The sequence below is a fragment of the Thioclava sp. UBA3469 genome (assembly GCF_002378135.1).
Classification (GTDB): domain Bacteria; phylum Pseudomonadota; class Alphaproteobacteria; order Rhodobacterales; family Rhodobacteraceae; genus Thioclava; species Thioclava sediminum.
The window spans coordinates 23,510-23,749 of sequence record NZ_DFRG01000003.1; the positions used below are offsets into that span (position 1 = coordinate 23,510).

Consider the following 240-nt stretch of genomic DNA (forward strand, 5'->3'; position numbering starts at 1 on the left):
CTTGATCGACATCATCGGGCCTTCGAAGGTCGACATGCCGTAGAAGCCGACCGACACCACCATCATGCGGATGATCGGATCGGTGCGCAGCTTGTCCCATGCGCCCGAGAGCGTCATCAGACCGTTGATCATGCCACCCCAGGAGGGCATCCACAGGATCACCGAGAAGGTCATGCCCAGCGTCGAGGCCCAGTCGGGCAGCGCCGTATAGTGCAGGTGGTGCGGACCGGCCCAGATGTA

1 protein-coding gene is annotated in these 240 nt (G+C 62.1%); it reads right to left on the reverse strand.

Going from position 1 to position 240, the window contains the following annotated elements; genetic code table 11:
- On the reverse strand, positions 1 to 240 hold a 240-nt coding region (locus B3D39_RS00240), incomplete at both ends, for a cbb3-type cytochrome c oxidase subunit I (protein WP_286789259.1).